The organism is Bartonella vinsonii subsp. berkhoffii ATCC 51672 (assembly GCF_902825225.1).
GTDB classification, from domain to species: Bacteria; Pseudomonadota; Alphaproteobacteria; order Rhizobiales; family Rhizobiaceae; genus Bartonella; species Bartonella berkhoffii.
On record NZ_CADEAK010000058.1, the window covers coordinates 1 to 1313 of the forward strand.

The following is a 1313-nucleotide window of genomic DNA, read 5'->3' on the forward strand; positions in this document are numbered from 1 at the left end:
GCAGGGGGGAGATTGTCGGGAGCCGGTTGAGTATCGCGTACGGCTTGAAGAATAACACGAATGGGTAGGTGGGAGCCTACCCATTCAAGAGTCTAAAATCAATACGAGAGGGAGATTATAGATGAAATACGCGATAAATGCAACGGTCGATAAAAATCCTTGGGCGCGACCAAAAATCCAGCCCGAAACAGCAGCAAACCGCAACAGTGATGATATTGCTTTATGGAATGAGCTTGTGGATGCGGTGAGAGCTATCGCAAAAATGCATGATTGGACGAAGGCGGAAGTGGCGCGGCGCATTGGTATGCCAGATGGAACATTTTCGCAATGGTATGCGGGGAGTTATGCGGGGCAATTGGGCAAGCAGAATGCAAAAGTTCAACAGTGGGTAGAGGCTTTAAAGGAGGTTGATGAACTTTTGGAGCGTATACCTGAAAAGCCAGCCTTTCAGAGGAATCGCATTGCCAGTGAGATCATTGATACTTTAACGCTGGCACAAAGCACGGGCGATATGGTGATGATTACGCTTGATGCGGGCAGTGGCAAGACGGAAACCTGCCGCCATTACCGTGCAACGCGCCCGCATGTTTATTTGGTGACAGCAAGCCCGCATACGCGCAGTGTTCATGGTATTTTGAATGATATGGCAGCAGAATTAGAAGTGGTGGAATATAATCCCACCCGCTTAACGCGTGCGATTGGCAAGAAATTAGAGCGTGTGGGGAGTGGCACGTTGTTGATTGTTGATGAGGCGCAAAATTTAACGGATGAGGCGATTAATCAATTGCGCCATTTTGTTGATATCAATGGCACAGGGTTAGCTTTGGTTGGCAATGATGAGATTTCTGGACGTTTGGTCCATCGTCAAAATGGACCCTCTTATGCGCAAATTAAAAGCCGATTGGCTATGCATCTGAAACGCCGCAAGCCCTATAGTGAGGATATTGCAGCTCGTATTCATGATTGGGGGATTGAAGATCCTGGGGCGATAAAATTTCTGACAGGAATTGGCTTAAAGGCTGGCGCTTTACGGCAAATTGACAAAACCATGATGTTGGCACGCATGGCAGCGCTTGGGGATGAGTGTGAGGTAACACTTAAACATGTCAAAGCGGCATGGAAAAACCGTGATGTGGAGGAATTGGCATGATCCCTTTATGTGACAAAGAATTATCCAATACGCTTGTTGGTCTTTATGACGATTATCAACGCGGTTTTGATATTGGAGAACAGCTTAAACTCTGTGTGGATTTGGCGTTATCCCTTGAGTTGGAATTGAGTATTCACCGTTTAAGCGAAGCAGAGGCGGTTTT

Annotated in this window: 1 protein-coding gene; it reads left to right on the forward strand. The window is 47.0% G+C overall.

Annotation, left to right across the window (positions count from 1 at the left end; genetic code table 11):
* The first annotated feature begins 121 nt into the window (after positions 1-121).
* The gene (locus tag J7R10_RS08140; protein ID WP_010705194.1) at positions 122-1150 is read left to right on the forward strand and encodes an AAA family ATPase; all 1029 of its coding nucleotides are present in this window, start codon (positions 122-124) and stop codon (positions 1148-1150) included.
* The last annotated feature ends 163 nt before the right edge of the window (positions 1151-1313 follow it).